The 21,807-nt window shown below is 64.2% G+C and carries 30 protein-coding genes; 23 read left to right on the plus strand and 7 right to left on the minus strand.

All coding sequences use genetic code 11. From position 1 onward, the window contains the following. Positions 1 to 35: 35 nt before the first annotated feature. The 5 genes from AC2FNY_RS00190 to rpsF form a co-directional block, all read right to left on the minus strand. Positions 36 to 440 (minus strand): helix-turn-helix domain-containing protein, encoded by a 405-nt coding sequence (locus tag AC2FNY_RS00190; protein ID WP_496801276.1) that lies wholly within the window; start codon positions 438 to 440, stop codon positions 36 to 38. A gap of 401 nt (positions 441 to 841) precedes the next feature. Beyond that, positions 842 to 1,315, minus strand: coding sequence for a lytic transglycosylase domain-containing protein (locus AC2FNY_RS00195; protein ID WP_234140723.1), 474 nt, complete (start codon positions 1,313 to 1,315; stop codon positions 842 to 844). A 180-nt stretch (positions 1,316 to 1,495) separates the two neighbouring features. Further along, positions 1,496 to 2,101: a 50S ribosomal protein L9 gene (gene rplI, locus AC2FNY_RS00200; RefSeq protein WP_234140725.1), complete on the minus strand. Its 606-nt coding sequence runs from the start codon at positions 2,099 to 2,101 to the stop codon at positions 1,496 to 1,498. A gap of 12 nt (positions 2,102 to 2,113) precedes the next feature. Next, complete coding sequence (gene rpsR / locus AC2FNY_RS00205; RefSeq protein ID WP_008328567.1) at positions 2,114 to 2,341, minus strand: 30S ribosomal protein S18; 228 nt, start codon at positions 2,339 to 2,341, stop codon at positions 2,114 to 2,116. Between the two features lie 27 nt (positions 2,342 to 2,368). Further along, positions 2,369 to 2,722 carry a 30S ribosomal protein S6 gene (gene rpsF, locus AC2FNY_RS00210; protein WP_011048000.1) on the minus strand — a complete coding sequence of 118 codons (354 nt, stop codon included), beginning with the start codon at positions 2,720 to 2,722 and terminating at the stop codon, positions 2,369 to 2,371. 290 nt (positions 2,723 to 3,012) lie between these two features. Between rpsF and AC2FNY_RS00215 the strand changes: the two genes are divergently transcribed. The 3 genes from AC2FNY_RS00215 (at position 3,013) to AC2FNY_RS00225 (ending at position 5,205) form a co-directional block, all read left to right on the plus strand. Beyond that, positions 3,013 to 3,531, plus strand: coding sequence for a hypothetical protein (locus tag AC2FNY_RS00215; protein ID WP_234140726.1), 519 nt, complete (start codon positions 3,013 to 3,015; stop codon positions 3,529 to 3,531). 137 nt (positions 3,532 to 3,668) lie between these two features. Then, positions 3,669 to 4,247: a YceI family protein gene (locus AC2FNY_RS00220; RefSeq protein WP_234166393.1), complete on the plus strand. Its 579-nt coding sequence runs from the start codon at positions 3,669 to 3,671 to the stop codon at positions 4,245 to 4,247. A 154-nt stretch (positions 4,248 to 4,401) separates the two neighbouring features. Then, positions 4,402 to 5,205 (plus strand): AAC(3) family N-acetyltransferase, encoded by an 804-nt coding sequence (locus tag AC2FNY_RS00225; protein WP_496801277.1) that lies wholly within the window; start codon positions 4,402 to 4,404, stop codon positions 5,203 to 5,205. Positions 5,206 to 5,391: 186 nt separating this feature from the next. On the opposite strand, the gene AC2FNY_RS00230 is transcribed toward AC2FNY_RS00225, so the two are convergent. Continuing rightward, a complete protein-coding gene (locus AC2FNY_RS00230) occupies positions 5,392 to 6,609 on the minus strand; it encodes a cytochrome b/b6 domain-containing protein (protein WP_496801278.1) in 1,218 nt (405 codons plus the stop codon). Positions 6,610 to 6,770: 161 nt separating this feature from the next. Between AC2FNY_RS00230 and fabD the strand changes: the two genes are divergently transcribed. The 7 genes from fabD to mltG all read left to right on the plus strand — a co-directional run bounded on the left by fabD (position 6,771) and on the right by mltG (position 13,036). Continuing rightward, positions 6,771 to 7,709 carry an ACP S-malonyltransferase gene (fabD, locus tag AC2FNY_RS00235; RefSeq protein WP_496801279.1) on the plus strand — a complete coding sequence of 313 codons (939 nt, stop codon included), beginning with the start codon at positions 6,771 to 6,773 and terminating at the stop codon, positions 7,707 to 7,709. Between the two features lie 57 nt (positions 7,710 to 7,766). Continuing rightward, entirely contained in the window at positions 7,767 to 8,504 is a 738-nt protein-coding gene (fabG, locus tag AC2FNY_RS00240) for a 3-oxoacyl-ACP reductase FabG (protein ID WP_234137000.1), read from the plus strand. Between the two features lie 210 nt (positions 8,505 to 8,714). After that, complete coding sequence (locus tag AC2FNY_RS00245) at positions 8,715 to 8,948, plus strand: acyl carrier protein (protein WP_005982462.1); 234 nt, start codon at positions 8,715 to 8,717, stop codon at positions 8,946 to 8,948. A 141-nt stretch (positions 8,949 to 9,089) separates the two neighbouring features. Next, positions 9,090 to 9,629: a GNAT family N-acetyltransferase gene (locus tag AC2FNY_RS00250; protein WP_234136999.1), complete on the plus strand. Its 540-nt coding sequence runs from the start codon at positions 9,090 to 9,092 to the stop codon at positions 9,627 to 9,629. Between the two features lie 94 nt (positions 9,630 to 9,723). After that, entirely contained in the window at positions 9,724 to 10,467 is a 744-nt protein-coding gene (locus AC2FNY_RS00255; RefSeq protein ID WP_496801280.1) for a 1-(5-phosphoribosyl)-5-[(5-phosphoribosylamino)methylideneamino] imidazole-4-carboxamide isomerase, read from the plus strand. A gap of 149 nt (positions 10,468 to 10,616) precedes the next feature. Then, positions 10,617 to 11,882 (plus strand): beta-ketoacyl-ACP synthase II, encoded by a 1,266-nt coding sequence (gene fabF, locus AC2FNY_RS00260; RefSeq protein ID WP_234183336.1) that lies wholly within the window; start codon positions 10,617 to 10,619, stop codon positions 11,880 to 11,882. Then, positions 11,882 to 13,036: an endolytic transglycosylase MltG gene (gene mltG, locus AC2FNY_RS00265; RefSeq protein ID WP_496801281.1), complete on the plus strand. Its 1,155-nt coding sequence runs from the start codon at positions 11,882 to 11,884 to the stop codon at positions 13,034 to 13,036. Before fabF ends, mltG begins: the two co-directional genes overlap by 1 nt. A 64-nt stretch (positions 13,037 to 13,100) precedes the next feature. Here mltG and AC2FNY_RS00270 read toward each other — a convergent pair whose 3' ends face one another. Beyond that, entirely contained in the window at positions 13,101 to 13,487 is a 387-nt protein-coding gene (locus AC2FNY_RS00270) for a metallopeptidase family protein (protein WP_496801282.1), read from the minus strand. A 256-nt stretch (positions 13,488 to 13,743) separates the two neighbouring features. Between AC2FNY_RS00270 and AC2FNY_RS00275 the strand changes: the two genes are divergently transcribed. From AC2FNY_RS00275 to AC2FNY_RS00335, 13 genes are all read left to right on the plus strand, one after another. Beyond that, the gene (locus AC2FNY_RS00275; protein ID WP_044028337.1) at positions 13,744 to 14,088 is read left to right on the plus strand and encodes a hypothetical protein; all 345 of its coding nucleotides are present in this window, start codon (positions 13,744 to 13,746) and stop codon (positions 14,086 to 14,088) included. Further along, positions 13,997 to 15,367 (plus strand): DNA-packaging protein, encoded by a 1,371-nt coding sequence (locus tag AC2FNY_RS00280; protein WP_496801283.1) that lies wholly within the window; start codon positions 13,997 to 13,999, stop codon positions 15,365 to 15,367. The genes AC2FNY_RS00275 and AC2FNY_RS00280 overlap by 92 nt, the downstream gene beginning before the upstream one ends. A gap of 125 nt (positions 15,368 to 15,492) precedes the next feature. Continuing rightward, positions 15,493 to 16,665, plus strand: a complete 1,173-nt coding sequence (locus tag AC2FNY_RS00285; RefSeq protein WP_234143914.1) for a phage portal protein — start codon at positions 15,493 to 15,495, stop codon at positions 16,663 to 16,665. Then, positions 16,658 to 16,882, plus strand: coding sequence for a GTA head formation protein, RCAP_rcc01685 family (locus AC2FNY_RS00290; RefSeq protein WP_234136992.1), 225 nt, complete (start codon positions 16,658 to 16,660; stop codon positions 16,880 to 16,882). The genes AC2FNY_RS00285 and AC2FNY_RS00290 overlap by 8 nt, the downstream gene beginning before the upstream one ends. Before the next feature lie 28 nt (positions 16,883 to 16,910). Beyond that, positions 16,911 to 17,468, plus strand: coding sequence for an HK97 family phage prohead protease (locus AC2FNY_RS00295; protein WP_496801284.1), 558 nt, complete (start codon positions 16,911 to 16,913; stop codon positions 17,466 to 17,468). A gap of 32 nt (positions 17,469 to 17,500) precedes the next feature. Beyond that, positions 17,501 to 18,679, plus strand: a complete 1,179-nt coding sequence (locus tag AC2FNY_RS00300) for a phage major capsid protein (protein WP_496801285.1) — start codon at positions 17,501 to 17,503, stop codon at positions 18,677 to 18,679. Positions 18,680 to 18,844: 165 nt separating this feature from the next. Beyond that, a complete protein-coding gene (locus tag AC2FNY_RS00305) occupies positions 18,845 to 19,444 on the plus strand; it encodes a head-tail connector protein (RefSeq protein ID WP_496801286.1) in 600 nt (199 codons plus the stop codon). After that, entirely contained in the window at positions 19,441 to 19,779 is a 339-nt protein-coding gene (locus AC2FNY_RS00310) for a phage head closure protein (protein ID WP_234166404.1), read from the plus strand. The genes AC2FNY_RS00305 and AC2FNY_RS00310 overlap by 4 nt, the downstream gene beginning before the upstream one ends. Beyond that, complete coding sequence (locus AC2FNY_RS00315; RefSeq protein ID WP_234166405.1) at positions 19,776 to 20,189, plus strand: DUF3168 domain-containing protein; 414 nt, start codon at positions 19,776 to 19,778, stop codon at positions 20,187 to 20,189. The genes AC2FNY_RS00310 and AC2FNY_RS00315 overlap by 4 nt, the downstream gene beginning before the upstream one ends. Positions 20,190 to 20,213: 24 nt before the next feature. Continuing rightward, positions 20,214 to 20,627 (plus strand): phage major tail protein, TP901-1 family, encoded by a 414-nt coding sequence (locus AC2FNY_RS00320; protein WP_234136988.1) that lies wholly within the window; start codon positions 20,214 to 20,216, stop codon positions 20,625 to 20,627. 2 nt (positions 20,628 to 20,629) lie between these two features. Then, complete coding sequence (locus AC2FNY_RS00325; protein ID WP_496801287.1) at positions 20,630 to 20,950, plus strand: gene transfer agent family protein; 321 nt, start codon at positions 20,630 to 20,632, stop codon at positions 20,948 to 20,950. Next, the gene (locus AC2FNY_RS00330; RefSeq protein ID WP_234175545.1) at positions 20,947 to 21,156 is read left to right on the plus strand and encodes a rcc01693 family protein; all 210 of its coding nucleotides are present in this window, start codon (positions 20,947 to 20,949) and stop codon (positions 21,154 to 21,156) included. The genes AC2FNY_RS00325 and AC2FNY_RS00330 overlap by 4 nt, the downstream gene beginning before the upstream one ends. Further along, positions 21,143 to 21,805, plus strand: a complete 663-nt coding sequence (locus AC2FNY_RS00335; protein WP_234175546.1) for an RcGTA-type gene transfer agent tail tape measure protein — start codon at positions 21,143 to 21,145, stop codon at positions 21,803 to 21,805. Before AC2FNY_RS00330 ends, AC2FNY_RS00335 begins: the two co-directional genes overlap by 14 nt. The last annotated feature ends 2 nt before the right edge of the window (positions 21,806 to 21,807 follow it).

Below are 21,807 nucleotides of genomic sequence, written 5' to 3' on the forward strand. Positions count from 1 at the left end.
TGCACCTGTTCGATCAGAGCAAGGCAGTGGGCGCGTTATCCCGGTACTTTTTCGCCGGTTAACTGTCTATCGACCGCCATTGTTCTGACAAAGGCTAGAACAGCACGCTTTTGTGCCGGAGGCAAGCTGCTATAGATCTCTACCATTTCGACTGAATCCCGATCCTTAAGGAACATAAGACGGTCGATCGGCGCATCGCTGCCGTCGATCATCCCGGATTCCGGGGCCTGAATGCCTTCGAAGAAATGGCTTATATGCACATCGAGCACCTCGGCAATTGCCCAGAGGCGCGACGCGCTCACCCGGTTTGCACCGGACTCATACTTTTGAACCTGTTGAAACCGCACTCCGATCGCACGGCCTAGCTCGGCTTGGCTGAGGCCCAGCGCAGAGCGTCTGGCGCGGATCCGGCGCCCGACCACGGAATCGACTGTATCCATACCTTCACCTGTTACATTCGTACATTCAACGAGTACCAGCATTCGAAAACCGGCATGCGACTAACGCTAACGGCACTTGGTCGCGTGCACGCACTCGCTAATCACGCCGACAGATTGCCCCATTGCAGGCATCGAAGCAACGGTTTTCCTGTTATGGTTGCGGAAAGGTAACGGCTGATTGCCGACAAGTACCTGTCTACTAATAATTTGCTATCAACGGTTTGCTGGGCACAGACCAAGATCATCCTCTGCCGCTAGCGCTCCGGTCGGAGTTAGGGGAACCGTTTGGAAGTACAAGGATTTGTGCCGGGTGAACGTTTCATCGACGGGGCTTTGGAGCAGAGCGACAGCCCCTTTCCAGGGCGCCCGGATTGCAATTTTTGAAAACTGATGACGTTGGGTCAAGCAGCGGGACGCAATCCTGTTTCGACAAGCATCCCGCGTCGTTTCGCCTCATAATAGTATCCCGAGGCGTAGAGCTGGATCGCCCTATCCTGGTCTCCATCCGACAAAAGCCAGGCGCCGCGAAGGTATTTCCCCGCAAACTGCAGGTTAGTGTCTGCATCCAGAAGATCTTCGGGCGCACCGCGGAACCCCATTGTTCGGGCGGTTGCGGGCAATATCTGTAGCAGACCGTAATAGGGCCTGTTAACCGCCCAGGGGCGATGGCTGCTTTCGCGGATTGCCAGCTTGTGCACCAGATTCCGCGGTAGTTCATAGTGATCTGACCAATGGTTGATCGCGGCGCGCAGCTCAGGCGTTTCATTGGGGTGAAGCGGTGGGTTGACAGGAGGGGAAGCTTCCGGTGTGCGCCCGCAGGCAGCAACGGGCAGCGCGAAGCCGGTCAACAACAGGGCGCGGCGGGTCAATTGCATTAAGGGTTCCTTGGTCGCGTCAGTTGCCTAACGCAATTACCCCGACATTTGCAGCGTGCGAAGAGGCTTTTCAAAGAACGTGGCAAGATGGGCGGATTACGGCCAGTGGACCGGAAGTCTAAAAGAAGAAAGGCCGCACATCGGCGCGGCCTTTCAATCTTGTATCCTGTGGGAAACCGGTCAGGCGGTTTCGTCGCTGGCGGCAGGGGCCTGATCGTCGTCGTCCGAGGCGGCGCTGCCGATATCGTCGAACAGTTCGGCGATCTCGAATTCAGCGGCGGCCTCTTCCTCGGCGGCCAGTTCCTGGATCGACTTGCCAGATGCCTGCAGTTCGGCCTCTTCGGGCGAGCGGGCAACGTTCAGGTTGATCGCGACTTCGACCTCGGGGTGCAGGCGGACAGTGACGCTGTGCAGACCCAGTTCCTTGATCGGAGCGATCAGGGCAATCTGTTTCTTGTCGACCGAGAAGCCTGCCTCGGTGGCGGCGTCTGCGGCGTCACGCGGAGTGACCGAGCCATAGAGCGCGCCGGCATCCGATGCCGAGCGAATCACGATGAACTGCTGACCGTCGAGCTTTTCGGCCAGGGCCTCGGCTTCCTGCTTGGTCTCCAGGTTGCGCGCTTCGAGCTGGGCTTTCTGCGCTTCGAACTGGGCGATATTTGCATCCGATGCGACCAGCGCCTTGCTCTGCGGCAGCAGGAAGTTGCGAGCGTAGCCCGGCTTGACGTCGACGACGTCGCCCATCTGGCCCAGCTTCGCCACGCGTTCGAGAAGGATAACTTGCATGTGCCTATCTCCTTACTTCACGGCGTAGGGCAGCAGGGCGAGGAAGCGCGCGCGCTTGATGGCACGGGCCAGTTCGCGCTGCTTCTTGGCCGAGACGGCGGTGATGCGCGAGGGCACGATCTTGCCGCGTTCGCTGATATAGCGCTGCAGCAGCTTGGTGTCCTTGTAGTCGATCTTGGGTGCGTTGTCGCCCGAGAAGGGGCACACCTTGCGACGGCGGAAAAACGGTTTAGCGGCCATAACTTGATGTCCTTTCCTAATGCGGGCTTAGCGGCGTTCGCGGCGGCTGTCGCGCTCGTCGCGCTTCTGCATCTGGACCGAGGGTCCTTCGGCGTGCTCGTCGACCTTGATGGTCAGAACGCGCATCACGTCGTCATGCAGGCGCATCAGGCGTTCCATTTCCTGCACGGCGGACGCGGGCGCGTCGGTGCGCAGAAAGGCATAGTGGCCCTTGCGGTTCTTGTTGATCTTGTAGGCCATCGTCTTGACGCCCCAGTACTCGTGGTCGACCAGGCTGCCGCCATTGTCGCTGAGTACGGCACCGAAATGTTCGATGAGGCCTTCGGCTTGCGTGTTGGACAGGTCCTGACGCGCAATCATGACATGCTCGTAGAGAGGCATGCGATCTCCTGTTTTCTATCTAGGCGCATTTCATAGGCGGGGCCCTTGATCCTTTCACGGCCCTGCCACGAGAGACTGCGCGGTTCACGAATTCTGTGAAAGGATGGCCCCATATACACGCCTGCGCGCCGGGGGCAAGGGGTTTGGCGGCGCCGCACTTCTGGGTTGTGTCTGGGGTCATGCCGCTCAATTACCCAGAGACTGCCGCATTCCCGTCGCAATGTTTATCAATCGTTAACCCTGCCGGACACAACCCGGCGATAAACTTGGCGCAGGGAGCGCGACCTGACATGCATGTGGCACAGCAACAGACGCTTCGCAACCGGATGCCGCTTCCGTCTTTCGAAGAGACGGTGCCGTTGATGATCACTTTCGCCCCGAACTGGCCGCTGCGCACCGTGATCTTTCGGGTGGTTGGTACCGCGCTGGTGATCGGGGCCGCCGCCATGTGGCTGCTGCCAGGATCGGGCGTTGACGCGGATGCGGCGCTGATGAAGCTGGGCGTGTCGCTGTTCTTCTTCCTGTGCGGTCTGGCGCTTTTGATGATCCATCACCAGGACAACCAGCCCGACGCCTATTTCGATCCGATCCGGCGCGAGGTTCGGGTGCTGCAAAAGAACAATCGCGGCCGTCCCCAGACCATCCTGCGCCGCAGCTATGACAGCCTGGGCGCGGCCCGGTTCAACGAGCACTACCTGGAGATCTGCGACGTGGACGGGTCGATCCTGATGCGCCTGCCGATCCCTTCGGCCGATATCCGCCAGGCCCTGCGCAGCCAGCTGAGCGGATTCGTGACCATTTCGGCCTGACATCCGCCACTGTTCATTCCTCCACAGACTCTGTGGAGTTCTGTCAGATTGCCCGCACAACCCGCTTGCCCCATGTCTGGGCCAAGGCAAGGACAACCGTCCGCCTGAACCCACAAGACAAGACATGGAGCGACAGAATGAAGACCACCCGCCTTGCCGCAGCGCTGATCCTGGCCGGCCTCGCCGGCGCCGCCACCGCCGCGCCCGAGACATACCTGCTGGATGCCAGCCACAGCCAGGTCGTATTCAGCTACAACCACCTGGGCTATTCCACCACCACCGGCATGTTCTCGGGCTTCGAGGGCGAGATCCTGTTCGACAAGGAAGACCCGGCCGCCTCTTCGGTGACCGTTTCGATGCCGGTCCTGTCGATGTTCTCTGGCTGGGAAGCACGCGAAGATCACTTCTTCTCGGGTGATTTCTTTGGTGCCAAGGAAGGGGACATGATCACCTTTGTCTCGACCGGCATCGAAGTGACCGGAGACAACACCGCCAAGATCACCGGCGACCTGACCATGAACGGCGTGACCAAGTCGGTGGTGCTGGACGCGGTGCTGAACCAGATGGGCGATCACCCGATGGCAAACAAGCCCTGGGCCGGGTTCGATGCCACCACCACCGTGGTGCGCTCCGATTTCAACCTGGGCATGTTTGCACCTTATGTCAGCGACGAAGTCGAGGTTCGCATTTCGATCGAGGCCATGAAGGCCGAGTAAGGCCTCTGTCACCGAGACACGGAAAGGCCGGGCCCGTCGGCCAGCCCTTTGCAAAAAGTGCGCATGTGAAAAGTGTGAGGGCTCGAAGCGCACTGGCAGCTTCGAGCCCACTTTACCGGATGTTGCATCCGCAGAAATGGTGATAGTCAGGCGTATGGTTGCCGTATTTCATACTCAGACAAGCCTTCACCATGATCTTTTCTCGCTCGGTGTTCACGCGGGAGATGGGCTTTTTGTACATGGCTCGATGACTGCCGTAGGCGTTACCGTGGGCGGTGCCCGGACAATTGTTGAAAGCCTTCTGAGAGCGGTAGGTGGAACAGGTCTTGTAGGAATGCCGGGGTTCTCTTCCGACGCCTACTTTCCTGCTGAAATTGATAAGTCCCGCTTAACCCAAGACCAGATTTCTGAAATAGAAGATGCCGTTCCCGGTTTCGATGTCGCGAAATCCCCAACGTCTGGCATGGGTATCATTGCGGAGACTTTCAGAACCAGGCCGGGAACTCAGCGCAGCGAGCACCCGGCTGTATCGATCTGCCTCAATGGCGAGAAAGCAAATGACTTTCTCAAAGAGCACAGCCTCGCGTGGGCAACGGGAGAGAAAACGCCCCTTGGGAAGCTCCGTGATCGCCATGCCATGAAGATCTTGCTGATCGGGGTCGGCTGGAACCGATGCTCAGCCCTTCACACAGCCGAGAGCTTTGCACAACACAAGCGGACCAAGACGCGGCGCTTCAAGAATGGTGGCCCCAACGGAACATGGATCGAAACACCCGACGTAGCAGATGATATGAACCGGCTGTTTCCGGCAATTGGTGAGGCGTTCGAAAAGACCGGCGCTGTTTCTTTCGGAAAATTCGGAGGTGCCGAATGCAAGGTATGCGATTTTCGATCTCTAGTTGACTTCGCCTCTGACTGGATCGACTGCGCCAACAAACGAAGCGGTGATCTCAGCTAAAGGAACTGTGCTGCCCAATGGCAGGTTTGTGCTGCATTGCCGCCATCCTTCACAGACAAGGCCCGAAGATATCTTCGAGCGTCACTTTTGGATATCGCGCTTCGCCGATAATGCGTTCGGCCCGGTGTTGCACCGTTTATTGCAAAAGGCCGGGCCCCTCGGGACCCGGCCTTTTGCATGTGCGGCTCAGCGTGAGGCGGTCAGGGAGACATCGACCGTGACCGGAAATTTCAGCGAGCTTTCATCCGGCATGTTGGCGCCGATCCCGAAATCGCGGCGGTCAAGGGTGACGGTACCGCGCATCCGGGCGGTATCGCCGTCAAGTTCCAGGTCAAAGGGCAGGGTGACCGGGACGCTGGCACCGCGCAGGTTCAGCATGCCCCGCGCCTCGTGGCCGGTTTCGGTACGGTGCAGTGTGGCGGTGAAATCGGCTGTGGGAAACTGTGCGGCGTCGAAGAAATCGGCCCCCATCGCCTGTGCGGTGACCGATCCCAGCGCCAGCGAGGGGATGGCGATGGTGACGGTGACCTCGCCTGCCGGGCCGGGTGTCTCGCGCGGATCATACTGGATGGCGGCGGTCCAGTCGGCAAAGCTGCCGCTGACCGCGCTGCCCAGCTGGGTGACGGAGATCGCCAGCGTGCCTTCGCTCACCTGCCAGTCGGACGCAACCGCCTGTAAGGCCGCGCTTTGCAACCCTGATGGTGCGTGCGGGGTTGATTGACTGTTCACCCATGTACCCGCGCCAAGCGCGCCCAGCCAAACCATCAGCGCCAGCAGCAGCGGCGTGGCGCTGTGGGCCTGTTTGGGCGGCGTGGGCAGGTCGATCCGGCCCGGCAGCATCCGCCGCAGGGTTGCATCGCGGTCGATCAGGTGGTGTTTCAGTGCCCCCGCCACATGCAGTCCCAACGCGCCCAGCAGCACCAGCAGAAAGGCGCGGTGCAGCACTGCGGTGAGCTCCGCCAGGGCGGCGCTTTTGGGCACCATCGGCAGGGACTGGCCAAAAGGCCACCAGATCGGGGCAAAGCCTTCGGTCGCGGCATGGTGGATCCAGCCGCTGAGCGGCACCAGCACCAGCGCGCCATAGAGCAGCCAGTGCACGGTTTCGGCTGCCAGCGCCTCGGCCCGGTGGTCGGCGTTCAGCAGGCCGGGGCGTTTCTGGGTCAGTGCCCAGAGGATGCGCAGCAAGGCGACCCCGAACAGCGCGATCCCCAATGTCTTGTGCGCCGAGAACAGCCAGGCGGCGCGCGCGATCTCTTCGGCGCCGGCGCCCCCGGCTGTGGCCCGTTCTGCCGCCTGATCGGCGATCCAGCCCAGTGGCAGCAGGGTCAGGATCAAAAGCGCGGTCAGCCAGTGGAGGCTTTTGGCCACGCCACCATAGCTTGTTAGGGTGTTGGTCAGGGTCATCGCGCTCTCCGAATGGTCTTGGATGTCCGCAACCTGCTGTCTGTGTCGCCGGTGTACAATATGCGCCTTCGCACAGCTCCCGTGTCGGGATGCAGAGCTTGTGTGGCGCGGGCGGGGCGGCTACACCCGGCGTTAACGTTGCAGAAAGCGAAGGGACAGAGATGACGACCGCATTCGTGTTTCCCGGGCAGGGCGCCCAGACCATCGGCATGGGCAAGGCACTGGCCGAGGCCTATCCGGCCGCGCAGGCCGTGTTCGACGAGGTCGACGCCGCACTGGGCGAGCAGCTGAGCGCGCTGATCTGGGAAGGCGATATCGAGACCCTGACGCTGACGCAGAATGCGCAACCGGCGCTGATGGCGACCTCGATGGCGGCGATGCGCGCGCTCGAGGCCGAGGGTGTAGCCATAACCCAGGCGGCCTTTGTCGCCGGCCACTCGCTGGGCGAGTATTCGGCTCTGGCCGCTGCCGGGGCGCTGAGCGTCGGCGATACCGCCCGGTTGCTGCGCACCCGAGGGCAAGCGATGCAGAGCGCGGTTCCGGTCGGGCAGGGCGCGATGGCGGCGATTCTGGGGCTCGATCTGGCCGCGGTGCGCGAGGTTGCCGCTGAGGCGGCACAGGGCGAGGTCTGCCAGGCCGCCAATGACAACGATCCCACCCAGGTGGTGGTCTCGGGCGCCAAGGCGGCGGTGGAACGCGCCGCCGAGATCGCCAAGGCGAAAGGTGCCAAACGCGCCGTCATGCTGCCGGTCAGCGCTCCGTTCCACTGTGCCCTGATGCAGCCCGCCGCCGATGCCATGGCCGAGGCGCTGGCCGGGGTCGCGATCCAGGCCCCCGCGGTGCCGCTGGTGGCCAATGTGCGCGCCGAGGCTGTGAGCGATCCCGACCTGATCCGGCAACTGCTGGTCGAGCAGGTCACGGGGTCTGTTCGCTGGCGGGAAAGCGTCGAATACATGGCCGCGCAGGGCGTGACCGAGATCTGGGAGATCGGTGCGGGCAAGGCGCTGTCAGGCATGGTGCGCAAGATCAACCGCGACATCGCCTGCAAACCCGCGGGCACACCGGAAGATGTGCAAAAAATCCTTGCTGGCGACGCCTGAACCCACCTAAATTTGCAAGGCCCGATCTGTCAGGTCGGGGATAAGAGGAATATGACCATGTTTGATCTGACCGGAAAGAATGCCCTGATTACCGGCGCTTCGGGTGGTATCGGCGGCGCGATCGCGCGTGCGCTGCATGCAGCCGGTGCCTCGGTCGTGCTGTCGGGCACCCGGATCGAGCCGCTCCAGGCGCTGGCCGATGAGTTGGGCGAGCGCGCCCATGTGCTGACCTGCAATCTGAGCGACATGGCCGCGGTCGAGGCATTGCCGAAACAGGCCGCCGAAGTGCTGGGTTCGGTCGATATCCTGGTGAACAATGCAGGGATCACCCGCGATAACCTGTTCATGCGTATGTCGGATGACGAATGGCAGAGCGTGATCGACGTGAACCTCACCGCCACCATGAAACTGTGCAAGGGCGTGCTGCGCGGCATGATGAAGGCGCGCTGGGGCCGGATCGTGAACATCTCGTCGGTGGTGGGCGCCATCGGCAACCCCGGACAGGGCAACTATGCCGCCTCCAAGGCCGGGGTCATCGGCATGTCCAAATCGCTGGCCTATGAGGTTGCCAGCCGGGGAATCACCGTCAACGCCGTGGCGCCGGGCTTTATCACCACGGCGATGACCGACAAGCTGACGGACGATCAGAAATCCGGCCTGTTGGCGCAGGTTCCCGCCGGGCGCATGGGCTCGCCCGAGGAAATCGCGGCGGCGGTCCTGTATCTTGCCAGTCCCGAGGCCGCTTATGTGACCGGCTCCACCTTGCATGTGAATGGCGGTATGGCCATGTTGTGAGCGGCGCGGTGGCCAAATGCGAAAGCGTTTGCCAACGCGCGCGTCTGTGTTATAGGCGGCGCATCCTGAGGAAGGCCAGACGATGGGGTCGGCCTTCTGCTTTACCGGGACACCCCGGAACCTGAACCGCCCGGACCGGGCAAAACCAAGCCACCCCGAGCGGGCAAGGGCAGAAATGGGCCAGCGGCCCCGTAGGAATGAGGAACTGACATGAGCGACGTCGCAGATCGCGTTAAGAAGATCGTTGTGGAGCACCTGGGTGTCGAAGAAGACAAAGTGACCGAGAATGCCTCGTTCATTGACGACCTGGGCGCCGACAGCCTCGACACCGTCGAGCTGGTCATGGCCTTCGAAGAAGAGTTCGGCATCGAAATCCCGGACGACGCGGCCGAGACCATCCAGACCTTCGGCGACGCCGTCAAGTTCATCAGCGAAGCTTCCTGAGCTTCGACTGAGACCTGAAAGGTCAATAAGGCGCCTTCCCGCCGGGGGGGCGCCTTTTTTCTTGCGCGCGTCCGATTCCAGTTGCCAAATGTCTCTTTGCTTTGCACCTTGGGGTTGAGGCAGAGACAGGACGGGCGCGAAATGATCCGATCCATACCGATTTTGAATACCGGACGTCTGCGGCTGGCTGGGATGCGATCCGAGGATTTCGACCGCTATGCCGAGATTTGGGCGGACGAACAAGTGGTGCGCCATATCGGCGGCAAGCCCCGCAGCCGGGGCGAGTGCTGGGACGCTTTCCTGCGTAACGAAGGCCATTGGCACATGACCGGCTTTGGCCAATGGGGCGTGGTGATGCAGAAGACCCGCCGCCTGGTGGGCCAGGCCGGGTTCTTCTACAGCGGCCGCGACATGGGTCCCGATTTCGACGCTTATCCCGAGGCGGGCTGGGTACTGGCCCCCGAGGCGCAGGGCCAGGGTCTGGGGCGCGAGGCCGCGACGGCGGCGCATGACTGGTTCGACCGGGTGATTCCTGGCCGCCTGGTGGCGATGATCGCGCCGGACAACACGCCCTCGCTTGGGTTGGCGCAATCGCTGGGATATCGGCCCATGCGCGATGCCGAGTTCGGCGGCCGCACAGTGACGCTGATGCGGCGCGACGGGCCGCCCGGACAACGGTGACGCAATCGAGATCCGACACTCCGCTTTCAGCTAAGAGCGCCCCGCCTTATGCTGCAATAGATGCGCCTTGACATGTTTCAGCGGAGGAGCGGCCATGATCATCTACCCGACGATGGAATTGCAGAACGGACGGTGCGTGACCCTGGAAAGGGGGCGGCTGGATGCGCCCATGCTGTGGCATGTGGACCCGTTTGAAACGGTTTCCGGCTGGGCATCCACCGGTGCCGAATGGATGCACTTGACCGATCTGGACGCGGTCGAGGGCGGTGACGGCAATGCGGAACTGGTCGAGCAGATCATCCGCAAGGCCGAGATCCCGGTGCAACTGGCGGGCGGCATGCGCACCCGCGAGCGGATCGAGCATTGGATCGACAAGGGCGCCGGGCGCATTGTCGTGGGCACACTTGCGGCGCGCGACCCCGCGCTGGTCAAGGAACTGGCCAAGCGGCACCCTGACCAGATCGTGCTGAGCGTCGATGTCTGGCAGGGCTATGTGATGACCGATGGCTGGCGCAGCCAGAGCGCCTATACGCCCGAGGCGTTTATCGACGCGTTCAGCGACACGCCGTTTGCCGCAATCGTGGTCACCGATATCGACAGCGATGTTGAAGAGGTCGAGGCCAAGCTGGGTCTGATCTCGGGCCTGGCCGCCCATGCGCGTACCCCGATCATCGCCAGCGGCGTCGTGCGGGCCGCCGACGATATCTCGCGGCTGGCCTATATGCCCAATATCGCAGGCGCGCTGGTGGGACGGGCGTTGTTCCGCAAGACCCTGTCTTTGGACGAGGCGCTGAAACTGGCTGCCGGCGCGCACGAGCGGGTCGCGCAGTTCCAGTAAGGCGGTTTCAAGAGGTCCGGGCGGCCCATCGGGATATCGAGAGCGGCAGGCAAGGCTCCGCCGGCCTTGCCTGCACCCTTGCTCTTGCCCATATGGGGCCGGGCAGGGTAAGAGCGGTTCTCGAACACCAAGAAGGCAAGAGGCAATTCATGCGCAGAGTCGTTGTAACCGGACTGGGACTGATCACTCCTTTGGCCAGCGGGGTCGAGGAAACATGGTCCCGCCTGCTCGAGGGGCATTCGGGTGCCGGGCCCATTACGCGGTTCGATGCGGTGGCATCGGGCGTCACCACGACCTATGCCTGCGAGGTCCCGCGCGGCGATGGCAGCAATGGCACCTTCAACCCCGATGACTGGATGCCGCCGAAAGAGCAGCGCAAGATCGAGGATTTCATCCTTTATTCCATCGCTGCCGCCGAAATGGCCTGTAAAGACGCCAATTGGCTGCCCGAGGACGAAGAGGACCGGCTGCGCACCGGCGTTCTGATCGGGTCGGGCATCGGCGGTCTGGGCTCGATCGCCGATACCGCCAACCTGATCAAGGAGAAGGGCCCCCGCCGGGTGTCGCCCTTCTTTATCCCCGGCGCGCTGATCAACCTGGCCTCGGGTCAGGTGTCGATCCGCCACGGGTTCAAGGGGCCGAACCACTCGGTGGTGACTGCCTGTTCGACCGGCGCGCATGCCATTGGCGATGCCAGCCGGATCATCCGGGCCGGTGACGCGGATGTGATGATCGCCGGCGGTGGCGAGGCCTGTATCTGTGAGATCGGTATTGCCGGGTTCAACGCCTGCAAGGCGCTGTCGACCAAATATGCCGACAACCCCAAGGCCGCCAGCCGCCCCTATGACATTGATCGCGACGGGTTCGTGATGGGTGAGGGCGCCGGCATCGTGGTGCTGGAGGATTACGAGCACGCCAAGGCGCGCGGTGCGAAGATCTATGCCGAGGTGCTGGGTTATGGCATGTCGGGCGATGCCTATCACATCACTGCGCCGTCCGAGACGGGCGATGGGGCGGAACGCTCGATGCGCGCCGCGCTGCGCAGTGCCGGGCTGGAGCCGTCGGATCTGGATTACATCAACGCCCATGGCACCTCGACCATGGCGGACACGATCGAGCTGGGCGCGGTCGAGCGGTTGTTGGGCAACCATGCGGCCAATGTCACCATGTCCTCGACCAAGTCGGCCACCGGGCACCTCTTGGGCGCCGCTGGTGCGATCGAGGCGATCTTTTCGATCCTGGCGATCCGCGATCAGGTGGCGCCGCCCACCATCAACCTGGACAATCCCGCGGTGGACACCCCGGTTGATCTGGCGCCCAATGCCAAGCGGGCGCGCAAGATCGACGTGGCGCTGTCGAATTCCTTTGGCTTTGGCGGCACCAATGCAAGCGTGATCTTCGGAAAGGCCGACTGATGTGGCGGGCTCTTGCCTCGAACATGCTGACCGTTCTGGCGGTTGGCCTGTTCCTGCTGGCCGGTGTGATCCTGTGGGGCAAGTCGCAATATACCGCGCAGGGCCCGCTGGAAGAGGCGATCTGTCTTCAGGTCAAGAGTGGGTCGAACATGACCCGCGTCAGCCGCGATCTTGAGGCCTCGGGCGCGGTCAGCAGTGGCGCCATGTTCCGTATCAGTGCGCGCTACTCCGAAAAGGCGACACAGCTGAAGGCGGGCAGCTATCTGGTCAAGGAAGGTGCCTCGATGGAGGAGATCATCGACCAGATCACCCGTGGCGGCGCCAGCAGCTGTGGCACCGAGATCGTCTATCGCATCGGCGTCAACCGCTTGCTGCTGGAAGTGCGCGAACTGGACCCGGCGACAGAGCAATTCGTGGAACTGGTAGAATTCGACCCCAGCGAGGGCGAGGCGCCCGCGGTCTATGCCGAGAAACGCGCCGAGCGCGACACCCGGTACCGGCTGGCCATGGCCGAGGGTGTGACCAGCTGGCAGGTGGTCGAGGGGCTGAAGGCCTGGGACGTGCTGGCGGGTGAGGTGGACGAGCTGCCGCGCGAGGGGCTGCTGGCCCCAGACAGCTATGACGTGACGGTGGGGATGGAGCGCGCCGCGCTGTTGGCCCAGATGCAGGAGAAGCAGGATCTGCGGATCAATGCCGCCTGGGAGGCGCGCGTCGAGGGCCTGCCGCTGCAAAGCCGCGAGGAGATGCTGATCCTGGCCTCGATCATCGAGAAGGAAACCGGCGTGCCTGAAGAGCGCCGCCAGGTGGCCAGCGTGTTTGTCAACCGCCTGGACCGGGGCATGCGCCTACAGACGGACCCGACCGTGATCTATGGCATCACCAAGGGTAGAGGGGTGCTGGGCCGGGGGTTGCGTCAAAGCGAGCTTCGCGGCGTAACGCCTTGGAATACTTATGTGATCGAAGGATTGCCGCCGACACCGATTGCCAATCCCGGACTGGCCAGCCTGGAGGCTGCGGTCAATCCCGACACCACCGATTATGTCTTTTTCGTTGCCGATGGCAGTGGTGGACACGCCTTTGCCGAGACGTTGGAAGAGCATAACCGCAACGTCGCCAAATGGCGCGAGATCGAGGCCCAGCAACAGGGCAATTGACCACCGCGCCTGGGCCCACAGGTCCGGGCGTTTGGTTCTTGTCTTTGGTCGAAGAGTAGGGCGCTCAGAGCCACCAGGAGTCGATGGTGGCGATATCCTCGTCTGACCACCCGAAATGATGCGCGAATTCATGCACCACCACATGGGCAATCAGCATGTCCAGTGCGATATCGCCGCGTGCGCGCCACTCGTCCAGGATCGGTTCCCGGAACAGCCAGACCGTATCGGGAGGAGCAGCGAAATCGCCAACCGATTTCTCGGTCATGGGAATACCCTCGTAGAGGCCGGTCAATTCAAGCGGATCGTCCATGCCAAGCGCATCGAGCATGTCGGCATCCGGCCAGTCCGCCACCCGTAGCAGCACCGCCTGCGCATGGCTGCGAAAGGCCGGTGGCATCGTGTCGACTGTCTGGCGGGCGACGGTTTCGAAATGGTCAAGATCGGTGCGCATATCCGTGATATGGCGGTGGTTGTGGTGGGTGAAAACCCCATTTCGGGTCCGGTCTCGGCCCGGATAAGGTTTTGTTAACGATTCCCGTGCGTTGCCTGTTGCGCTGTTGCGCGAACACCTTGACTCAGCGCACGGTTTCGTGTATAGGTTGTGTCATGCTAGAAGAGATGCGCGAACGGCCCCGGGGGTGACCCCGGTGGCCGTTTTTTCGTCTCTCTCGTGCGGAGATCACTCTCGCATGAGGTCACGAGCACACATGACTTTGATTACCCCGGAGGAGCGGATTTCCCGGACGGCTGAACTGCTTCAGTCGTTGGAAAATTCCATTCGCGATCTGCGCAATGCGGCGGAAGACCTGCAGAAACGGATCCGAGCCGGGGAGGATGGTGATCTTGCCGGATATGGCAAGCAGATGGGTCAGGCGGCCAGCCTGATCCGCGAATGTCAGAAAGTGGAGGCCAGTTTTGCCGAACAAGTCCGACGAGAAGCAGGCATTGCCCAGGGCGGATATGCCCTGGACCTTGACCGCGCCCGATCTGAGATCGGGTGCCGCCTTGCTCGCCTGCGCAAGTGTTGCCGAGAGGGAGCGGTTTCTGAGTGAAATCGGGGAGGGAGGGCTATGCGCCCTCCCTTTTCTGTTCGAGTTCTGGGCATTGCCGCATCAATTGCCGCCCGAGGGCGATTGGCGGGCCTGGGTGATCCTGGGCGGGCGCGGCGCGGGTAAGACCCGTGCAGGCGCCGAATGGGTGCGTGCCCGGGTCGAGGGATCGCGGCCGCTGGATGGGGGGCGCGCGCGGCGGGTGGCACTGGTGGGCGAGACCTATGACCAGGTGCGCGATGTGATGGTGTTTGGCGACAGCGGTATCCTGGCCTGTTCGCCGCCCGACCGCCGCCCCAGTTGGAAGGCCAGCGAACGCAAGCTGATCTGGCCCAATGGCGCCGAGGCGCAGGCCTTTTCGGCGCAGGATCCCGAGGGGCTGCGCGGGCCGCAATTCGACGCGGCCTGGGTGGATGAGCTGGCCAAGTGGAAAAAGGCGGGCGAGACCTGGGACATGCTGCAATTCGCGCTGCGGTTGGGGGAACGGCCACAGGTTTGCGTGACCACAACGCCGCGCAATGTGAAGCCGCTGAAGGATCTGCTGGCCGCGCCCAGCACGGTGCAGACCCATGCGCCGACCGAGGCGAACCGGGCCAATCTGGCCGAGAGCTTTCTGGAGGAGGTGCGGGCGCGCTATGCGGGCACGCGGCTGGGGCGTCAGGAGCTGGATGGGGTGTTGCTGGCCGATGCCGAGGGGGCGCTGTGGACGGCCGAGATGCTGGACCGGGCGCGCTCCTCGACTGTGCCCGAACTCGATCGGGTGGTGGTGGCGCTGGACCCGTCGGTCAGCGGAGGGGCCAGTGGTGATGCCTGCGGTATCGTGGTTGTGGGTGCACAGATGCAGGGGCCGCCACAGGATTGGCGCGCCTGGGTATTGGCGGATCGCACGGTGCAGGGCGCCGGGCCGACCACCTGGGCCAAGGCGGCAATTGCCGCGATGGATGCATTCGGCGCCGAGCGGCTGGTGGCCGAGGTCAATCAGGGCGGCCAGCTGGTCGAGGAGGTGCTGCGCCAGGTGGATCCGCTGGTGCCCTTCAAGGCGGTGCACGCGGCACGGGGCAAGGTGGCGCGGGCCGAGCCGGTGGCCGCGCTTTATGAACAGGGGCGGGTGCGCCATGTGCCAGGGCTGACCGCGCTGGAAGAGCAGATGGGCCAGATGACTGCGCGCGGCTACGAGGGGCAGGGATCGCCCGACCGGGTGGACGCGCTGGTCTGGGCGCTGCACGAGCTGATGATCGCGCCTGCGGCGGCCTATAGGCGCCCGCGGGTGCGGGTGCTGTGAGCCGCGCGGGCCGTTGCACTAGCTGCGAACGGTCTGTTTCCGGGTCCTGAACAATCTTCGACGATAACTCTCATCAACAAGGCCGCAGCGCATCCGGCGCCGGGCGAGAAGATAGGAGCATTGCCATGATCTTTGATTTCCTGCGTCGTGGGGCCGGAGCGGAAGCGCCCGAGGCCAAGGCCAGCGCGGCGGGGCCGGTGGTGGCCTGGCACAATGCGGGCCGGGTCGCCTGGAGCCCGCGCGACACCGCCTCGCTGACGCGGACGGGGTTTGCGGGCAATCCGGTGGGGTTCCGCTCGGTCAAGCTGATTTCCGAGGCGGCGGCGGCATTGCCGCTGGTGTTGCAGGACCGGATGCAGCGCTATGAGACGCACCCGATGCTGAGCCTGATCCGCCGCCCCAATGGCGCGCAGGGCCGGGCCGAGCTGATGGAGGCGCTGTTCGGGCAGCTGCTGTTGTCGGGGGATGCCTATGTCGAGGCGGTGCGCGGCGCCGATGACCTGCCGGTCGAGCTGCATGTGCTGCGCTCGGACCGGATGCGGGTGGTGCCCGGCGCCGATGGCTGGCCGGTAGCCTATGAATACACGGTGGGCGGCAAGTCGCATCGTTTCGATGCCGCCGGTATCTGTCATATCAAGTCTTTTCACCCGCAGGACGATCACTACGGCTTTTCGCCGATGCAGGCTGCGGCGATGGCGGTGGATGTGCATAACGCGGCCTCGCGTTGGTCGAAATCGCTGCTCGACAACGCCGCGCGGCCCTCGGGCGCGCTGGTCTGGACCGGCAGCGATGGGCAAGGCGTGATGGCCGAGGATCAGTTCCGCCGACTGTCCGACGAGATCGAGGCGAATTTCCAGGGCGCGCGCAATGCTGGCCGGCCAATGGTGCTGGAAGGCGGGCTCGACTGGAAGCCGATGGGTTTCTCGCCCTCGGACATGGAGTTTCAGAAGACCAAGGAAGCCGCCGCCCGCGAGATCGCGCTGGCCTTTGGCGTGCCGCCGATGCTGCTGGGCATCCAGGGCGACGCGACCTATTCGAACTATCAGGAGGCCAATCGGGCGTTCTATCGCCTGACGGTTCTGCCCCTGGTGACGCGGGTGGCGGCGAACCTGTCGGACTGGCTGTCGGGCCTGTCGGGCGAGGAGGTGCTGTTGAAGCCCGACCTGGACCAGGTGCCGGCGCTGGCCGCCGAGCGCGATGCGCAATGGGCGCGGGTCAGTCGTGCCGATTTCCTGACCGGGGCGGAAAAGCGGATGTTGCTGGGCCTGCCGGCGCTGGCGGAGGACGCCCATGGCTGAGGGGTCGGGCTATGCGCCCTTTGACTGTGCGCCGGGCCTGCGGCTGGAGGCGCATGAGCGGGTGGCCGCGTTGCAACACGAGCATCTGTGCCGCAGGCTGGACCAGCTGGACGAGGCGATCGAGCGGATGGAGCGGCGGCTGTGGCTCACGGTCTACGGTGTCGCAGGCGCGATCCTGGCCCAGGTCTTTCAATCCTTTCTGGTGATTTCTCCCTGATATGGCAATGATTTACGAGGAGTGTTTCATGGAAATGGATGCCGGACTTGAACATAAATTCGCCCGCTTCGGCGATGGTCTGACGGTCAGCGAGGATGCGGTGATCGAGGGCTATGCCAGCCTTTTTGGCCAGACCGATCAGGGCGGCGACAATGTGCAGGCGGGGGCCTATGCGGCCTCGCTCAAGGCACTGAACGCAGCCGGGCAGCGGGTCAAGATGCTGTGGCAGCACGACCCGGCCCAGCCGATCGGGGTCTGGGATGAGGTGCGCGAGGATGCACGCGGTCTGTGGGTCAAGGGTCGGTTGCTGGAGAGCACCCAGAAAGGGCGCGAGGCGGCGGCCCTGATCCGCGCGGGGGCCATCGACGGGCTGTCGATCGGCTATCGCACCCGCCGGGCCAGCAAGAATGACAAGGGCCAGCGGCTCTTGACCGAACTGGAGCTGTGGGAAGTGTCGCTGGTGACCTTTCCCATGCTGCCCAGTGCCCGGGTCGCGGCCAAGGGGACATCCCCCGAGGTCGAACAGGCCTGGCGCAGCATTGCCGAGCTGTTCGACAGCGCCCGGCAGGAACTGGCGCGAAGGTAAGCGCGCCGCAACCCACCCGAAAGGACGTGCCGATGAGCAAGACCGAGATCCCGGCCTTGGCCGGAGAGGGTGTGCCCCTGGTTCAGGAGGTGAAGCAGGCGATGACTGGCTTCGTGAATGAATTCAAGGGTTTTCGCACCGAAGTTGAAACCAAACTGCAACAGACAGAAGAGCGTATGACCATGCTGGATCGTAAATCACTCACCGCGGCGCGTCCGCATCTGGCCGCCTCCGTCGAGGACGGCGCCCCGCATCAGAAGGCGTTCGACGCCTATCTGCGCTCGGGCGATGACGATGCGCTGCGGGGGCTGACCCTGGAAGGCAAGGCGATGTCGACCGCGATCAACAGCGATGGCGGCTATCTGGTCGACCCGCAGACCGCCGAGCGTATCAAGGCGGTGCTGCATTCGACGGCCTCGATCCGCTCGATCGCCTCGGTGGTGCATGTGGAGGCGAACTCGTTCGACGTGCTGATCGACCACACCGATATCGGTGCCGGCTGGGCGGATGAGACCGCTGCGGCCAGCGAGACCGGGACGCCGTCGATCGACCGTATTTCGATCCCGCTGCACGAGCTGAGCGCTCTGCCCAAGGCAAGCCAGCGCCTGCTGGATGACAGCGCCTTTGACATCGAGGGCTGGCTGGCCGACCGCATCGCCAACAAGTTCGCCCGCGCCGAGGCGCAGAGCTTTATCAACGGGGACGGGGTCAACAAGCCGCGCGGTTTCCTGAACCATGCCGCTGTCGACAATGACAGCTGGGCCTGGGGCAATATCGGCTATGTCGCCTCGGGTGTGGCCGCTGGTGTGGATGCCGATGATATCGTCGATCTGGTCTATGCGCTGGGGGCGCAGTACCGCGCCAACGGGGCGTTCGTGATGAACTCGAAAACCGCGGGCACCATCCGCAAGCTGAAGGATGCCGATGGCCGCTTCCTGTGGTCGGATGGTCTGGCGGCGGGAGAGCCCGCGCGGCTGATGGGCTATCCGGTGGTGATTGCCGAGGACATGCCCGACCCGGCAACCGACAGCTATTCCATCGCGTTTGGCGATTTCAACGCGGGCTATACCGTGGCCGAGCGTCCGGATCTGCGCGTGCTGCGCGACCCGTTCAGCGCCAAGCCGCATGTGCTGTTCTATGCGACCAAGCGCGTGGGCGGCGATGTGAGCGACTTTGCCGCGATCAAGCTGCTGAAATTCGGCACCGCCTGAGCGTAGCCGGAGCCGGGGCCGGGTGACTGGCCCCGGGTGCGGGCGCGCGCCGGTATCCCTGGCGTTGTCTAGCTGCTCCCCTCCGTCCGAGCAACGTGAGGCGGCGCGGGCCCGCATGACATGAGACGAACGGCCCGGAGGGGCCCGAGCTTGCGGAGTGAATTGATGATGTTGATCGAAGAGACCGCCGTTGCGGATGCCGCGCTGCCGGTGGCACAGTTCAAGGCGCATTTGCGGCTGGGCACCGGGTTTGCAGAGGATGACGTGCAGGACGAGGTGTTGCGCAGTTTCCTGCGGGCCGCCATTGCCGCGATCGAGGCGCGAACGGGCAAGATCCTGATCTCGCGTCAGTTTTCCTGGACGGTCTACAACTGGCGTGATGCCACGGGGGACGTGTTGCCGGTGGTGCCGGTGCAGACGGTCACCTCGGTGACGCTGCGCGATGGGGGCGGGCAGGACACGGTGCTGGACCCGGCCGCCTATCGGCTGGAACGTGACAGCCAGCGGCCGCGGCTGCGCCCGGCGGGGGCGCTGCTGCCGACCGTGGCCACCGGTGGCGCGGCGATTGTCGCCCTGGTGGCCGGGATGGCCGCCGATTGGGGCGGGCTGCCGGCCGATCTGGGGCAGGCGGTGCTGCTGTTGGCGGCGCATTACTATGAATACCGGCACGAGACAGCGCTGGGCGATGGCTGCATGCCCTTTGGCGTCACCAGCCTGATCCAGCGCTATCGCACCGTGCGCTTTGGCTCGGGGGTGGTGCAATGAAGGCGCCGCATCTGAACCGGCGCCTGGTGCTGGAGGCACCCGCGCGGGTGGCTGACGGCGCGGGCGGATATGCCGAGAGCTGGACGGCCCTTGGCACGGTCTGGGCCGATGTCACCGCGCGCAGCGGAGCCGAGCGGTTCGAGGCGGGCGCGTCCCGCTCGCGGGTCAGCTATCGCATCACGCTGCGCGCGGCGCCCGACGGGTCGTCGATGCGGCCCGCGCCCGAACAGCGGTTCACCGATGGCGCCCGCGTTTTCGTGATCCGGGCGGTGGCCGAGCATGACCCGGCCGGACGGTTTCTGACCTGTTTTGCGGATGAGGAGGTAACGGCATGAGCTATGGCGTGGCGGCGGCGTTGCAGGCGGCGGTCTATCAGCACCTGCTGGCGGATGCCGGGGTGGCGGCCCTGGTGGGGACGGACATTTACGATGCGCTGCCTTCGGGCACGCTGCCGCAGACCTATGTGCTGCTGGGTCCGGAAGAGGTGCGCGATGCCTCGGACCAGAGCGGCGAGGGGGCCGAGCACCGGTTCACCGTCTCGGTGATCTCGGAGGCGGCCGGGTTCGCTGGCGCCAAGACGCTGGCGGGCGCGGTGAGCGATGCGCTGGACGATGCGGCGCTGAGCCTGGCGCGCGGGCGCCTGGTGGGGCTGTGGTTCGACCGGGCCTCGGCCCGGCGGACCGGGACGGGGGGCGCGGTCCGGCAGATCGACCTGCGGTTTCGCGCCCGTGTCGAAGACAATTGATCAACCTGAACGTGGAGTAACATCATGGGTGCCCAGAACGGCAAGGACCTGCTGGTCAAAGTGGACATGAACGGCACGGGCCTGTTCGAAACCATCGCGGGGCTGCGTGCCACCCGCGTAAGCTTTAACGCCGAGAGCGTGGATGTCACCAGCCTGGAGAGCCAGGGGGGGTGGCGCGAGCTCTTGTCGGGGGCGGGGGTCAAATCGGCCTCGATCTCGGGCTCGGGCGTGTTCAAGGATGCGGGCACCGACGAGCGGGCGCGGCAACTGTTCTTTGACGGCGAGACGCCCGATTTCCAGGTGATCATCCCCGATTTCGGCATTGTCGAGGGGCCGTTTCAGGTGACCGGCATCGACTATGCGGGCAGTCATAATGGCGAGGCGACCTATGAGGTGAGCCTGGCCAGCGCCGGTGCGCTTGCCTTTACCGCGATCTGATCATGGCCAATCCGTGGACGGGAGAGGTGACCCTGGTCATCGATGGTGAGCAACGGGTGCTGAAGCTGACGCTGGGCGCGTTGGCCGAGCTTGAGGCTGAACTGGAGAGTGGCTCGCTGGTGGAACTGGTGCAGCGGTTCGAAGGGGGTGCGTTTTCCAGCCGCGACGTGCTGGCGTTGGTGGTTGCGGGGCTCAGGGGCGGGGGCGCGGATGTGAGCCGCGCCCAGCTTCTGCGGGCCGAGATCGCCGGTGGGCCGCTGGCAGCGGCGCGGGCTGCGGCGGAACTTCTGGCGCGCGCCTTCATGCTGCCGGGGGAAACATGAACGGGTTCGACTGGCCCGCGCTGATGCGGGCCGGGATGTTGGGATTGCGGCTGACGCCCGAGGCGTTCTGGCGCCTGACCCCGGCCGAGTTGCGGCTGATGCTGGGGCAGGGTGCCGGGACCGCGCCGATGGGCCGCGCCGGACTGGATGCGCTGCTGGCGGCCTGGCCGGACCAGACACAAGGAGAGGATCATGGCGGAAACTGACGGGTTTTCGGAACTGGAAGCCACGGGCGAAAGCCTGGGCGATACGCTGGGCGATGCCGCTGTCATGGCCGCGGGCTTTGACGCGGAACTACGCCGGGTGCGCAGCGCGCTGGCGGCCACGGGGCAGGATGTGCAGACGCTGGAGCGGGGCCTGTCTAAGGGGCTGCGCCGCGCCTTCGATGGCGTCGTGCTAGACGGCATGAAACTGTCAGACGCGCTGGAAACGGTGGCCCGGTCGATGATCCAGACCACCTATTCGGCGGCGATCAAGCCGGTGACCGATCATTTCGGCGGGTTGATCGCGGATGGTGTGGGTTCGCTGTTCGAAGGGCTGTTGCCCTTTGCCAAGGGCGGCTCGTTCAGCCAGGGCCGGGTGATGCCCTTTGCCAGCGGCGGCGTGGTCAGCGGGCCGGTGGCCTTTCCCATGCGGGGCGGCATGGGGCTGATGGGCGAGGCGGGGCCGGAAGCGATCATGCCGCTGGCGCGCGGCGCCGATGGCAAGCTGGGCGTGCGCAACAGCGGCGGCGGTCGCGCAGTGAACGTGGTGATGAACATCACCACCCCCGATGTGCAGGGGTTCCGCCGCAGCCAGGGTCAGATCGCCGCCCAGATGGGCCGCGCGCTGGGTCGTGGCAATCGCAATCGCTAACA

The sequence above is a fragment of the Ruegeria sp. BHSC223 genome, assembly GCF_059613025.1.

What these genes read in the sequence shown, in the direction of transcription:
- AC2FNY_RS00290 (WP_234136992.1), top strand. Translation starts at nt 16,658, where the DNA reads ATGGCTGAGGGGTCGGGCTATGCGCCCTTTGACTGTGCGCCGGGCCTG.
- AC2FNY_RS00215 (WP_234140726.1), top strand. Translation starts at nt 3,013, where the DNA reads ATGCATGTGGCACAGCAACAGACGCTTCGCAACCGGATGCCGCTTCCG.
- AC2FNY_RS00245 (WP_005982462.1), top strand. Translation starts at nt 8,715, where the DNA reads ATGAGCGACGTCGCAGATCGCGTTAAGAAGATCGTTGTGGAGCACCTG.
- fabG (WP_234137000.1), top strand. Translation starts at nt 7,767, where the DNA reads ATGTTTGATCTGACCGGAAAGAATGCCCTGATTACCGGCGCTTCGGGT.
- AC2FNY_RS00330 (WP_234175545.1), top strand. Translation starts at nt 20,947, where the DNA reads ATGAACGGGTTCGACTGGCCCGCGCTGATGCGGGCCGGGATGTTGGGA.
- AC2FNY_RS00295 (WP_496801284.1), top strand. Translation starts at nt 16,911, where the DNA reads ATGGAAATGGATGCCGGACTTGAACATAAATTCGCCCGCTTCGGCGAT.
- AC2FNY_RS00275 (WP_044028337.1), top strand. Translation starts at nt 13,744, where the DNA reads ATGACTTTGATTACCCCGGAGGAGCGGATTTCCCGGACGGCTGAACTG.
- rpsR (WP_008328567.1), bottom strand. Translation starts at nt 2,341, where the DNA reads ATGGCCGCTAAACCGTTTTTCCGCCGTCGCAAGGTGTGCCCCTTCTCG.
- AC2FNY_RS00255 (WP_496801280.1), top strand. Translation starts at nt 9,724, where the DNA reads ATGATCATCTACCCGACGATGGAATTGCAGAACGGACGGTGCGTGACC.
- rplI (WP_234140725.1), bottom strand. Translation starts at nt 2,101, where the DNA reads ATGCAAGTTATCCTTCTCGAACGCGTGGCGAAGCTGGGCCAGATGGGC.
- AC2FNY_RS00270 (WP_496801282.1), bottom strand. Translation starts at nt 13,487, where the DNA reads ATGCGCACCGATCTTGACCATTTCGAAACCGTCGCCCGCCAGACAGTC.
- AC2FNY_RS00335 (WP_234175546.1), top strand. Translation starts at nt 21,143, where the DNA reads ATGGCGGAAACTGACGGGTTTTCGGAACTGGAAGCCACGGGCGAAAGC.
- AC2FNY_RS00310 (WP_234166404.1), top strand. Translation starts at nt 19,441, where the DNA reads ATGAAGGCGCCGCATCTGAACCGGCGCCTGGTGCTGGAGGCACCCGCG.
- AC2FNY_RS00190 (WP_496801276.1), bottom strand. Translation starts at nt 440, where the DNA reads ATGGATACAGTCGATTCCGTGGTCGGGCGCCGGATCCGCGCCAGACGC.
- AC2FNY_RS00250 (WP_234136999.1), top strand. Translation starts at nt 9,090, where the DNA reads ATGATCCGATCCATACCGATTTTGAATACCGGACGTCTGCGGCTGGCT.
- AC2FNY_RS00300 (WP_496801285.1), top strand. Translation starts at nt 17,501, where the DNA reads ATGAGCAAGACCGAGATCCCGGCCTTGGCCGGAGAGGGTGTGCCCCTG.
- mltG (WP_496801281.1), top strand. Translation starts at nt 11,882, where the DNA reads ATGTGGCGGGCTCTTGCCTCGAACATGCTGACCGTTCTGGCGGTTGGC.
- rpsF (WP_011048000.1), bottom strand. Translation starts at nt 2,722, where the DNA reads ATGCCTCTCTACGAGCATGTCATGATTGCGCGTCAGGACCTGTCCAAC.
- AC2FNY_RS00195 (WP_234140723.1), bottom strand. Translation starts at nt 1,315, where the DNA reads ATGCAATTGACCCGCCGCGCCCTGTTGTTGACCGGCTTCGCGCTGCCC.
- fabD (WP_496801279.1), top strand. Translation starts at nt 6,771, where the DNA reads ATGACGACCGCATTCGTGTTTCCCGGGCAGGGCGCCCAGACCATCGGC.
- AC2FNY_RS00320 (WP_234136988.1), top strand. Translation starts at nt 20,214, where the DNA reads ATGGGTGCCCAGAACGGCAAGGACCTGCTGGTCAAAGTGGACATGAAC.
- AC2FNY_RS00220 (WP_234166393.1), top strand. Translation starts at nt 3,669, where the DNA reads ATGAAGACCACCCGCCTTGCCGCAGCGCTGATCCTGGCCGGCCTCGCC.
- AC2FNY_RS00225 (WP_496801277.1), top strand. Translation starts at nt 4,402, where the DNA reads ATGGTTGCCGTATTTCATACTCAGACAAGCCTTCACCATGATCTTTTC.
- fabF (WP_234183336.1), top strand. Translation starts at nt 10,617, where the DNA reads ATGCGCAGAGTCGTTGTAACCGGACTGGGACTGATCACTCCTTTGGCC.
- AC2FNY_RS00325 (WP_496801287.1), top strand. Translation starts at nt 20,630, where the DNA reads ATGGCCAATCCGTGGACGGGAGAGGTGACCCTGGTCATCGATGGTGAG.
- AC2FNY_RS00305 (WP_496801286.1), top strand. Translation starts at nt 18,845, where the DNA reads ATGATGTTGATCGAAGAGACCGCCGTTGCGGATGCCGCGCTGCCGGTG.
- AC2FNY_RS00285 (WP_234143914.1), top strand. Translation starts at nt 15,493, where the DNA reads ATGATCTTTGATTTCCTGCGTCGTGGGGCCGGAGCGGAAGCGCCCGAG.
- AC2FNY_RS00280 (WP_496801283.1), top strand. Translation starts at nt 13,997, where the DNA reads ATGCCCTGGACCTTGACCGCGCCCGATCTGAGATCGGGTGCCGCCTTG.
- AC2FNY_RS00230 (WP_496801278.1), bottom strand. Translation starts at nt 6,609, where the DNA reads ATGACCCTGACCAACACCCTAACAAGCTATGGTGGCGTGGCCAAAAGC.
- AC2FNY_RS00315 (WP_234166405.1), top strand. Translation starts at nt 19,776, where the DNA reads ATGAGCTATGGCGTGGCGGCGGCGTTGCAGGCGGCGGTCTATCAGCAC.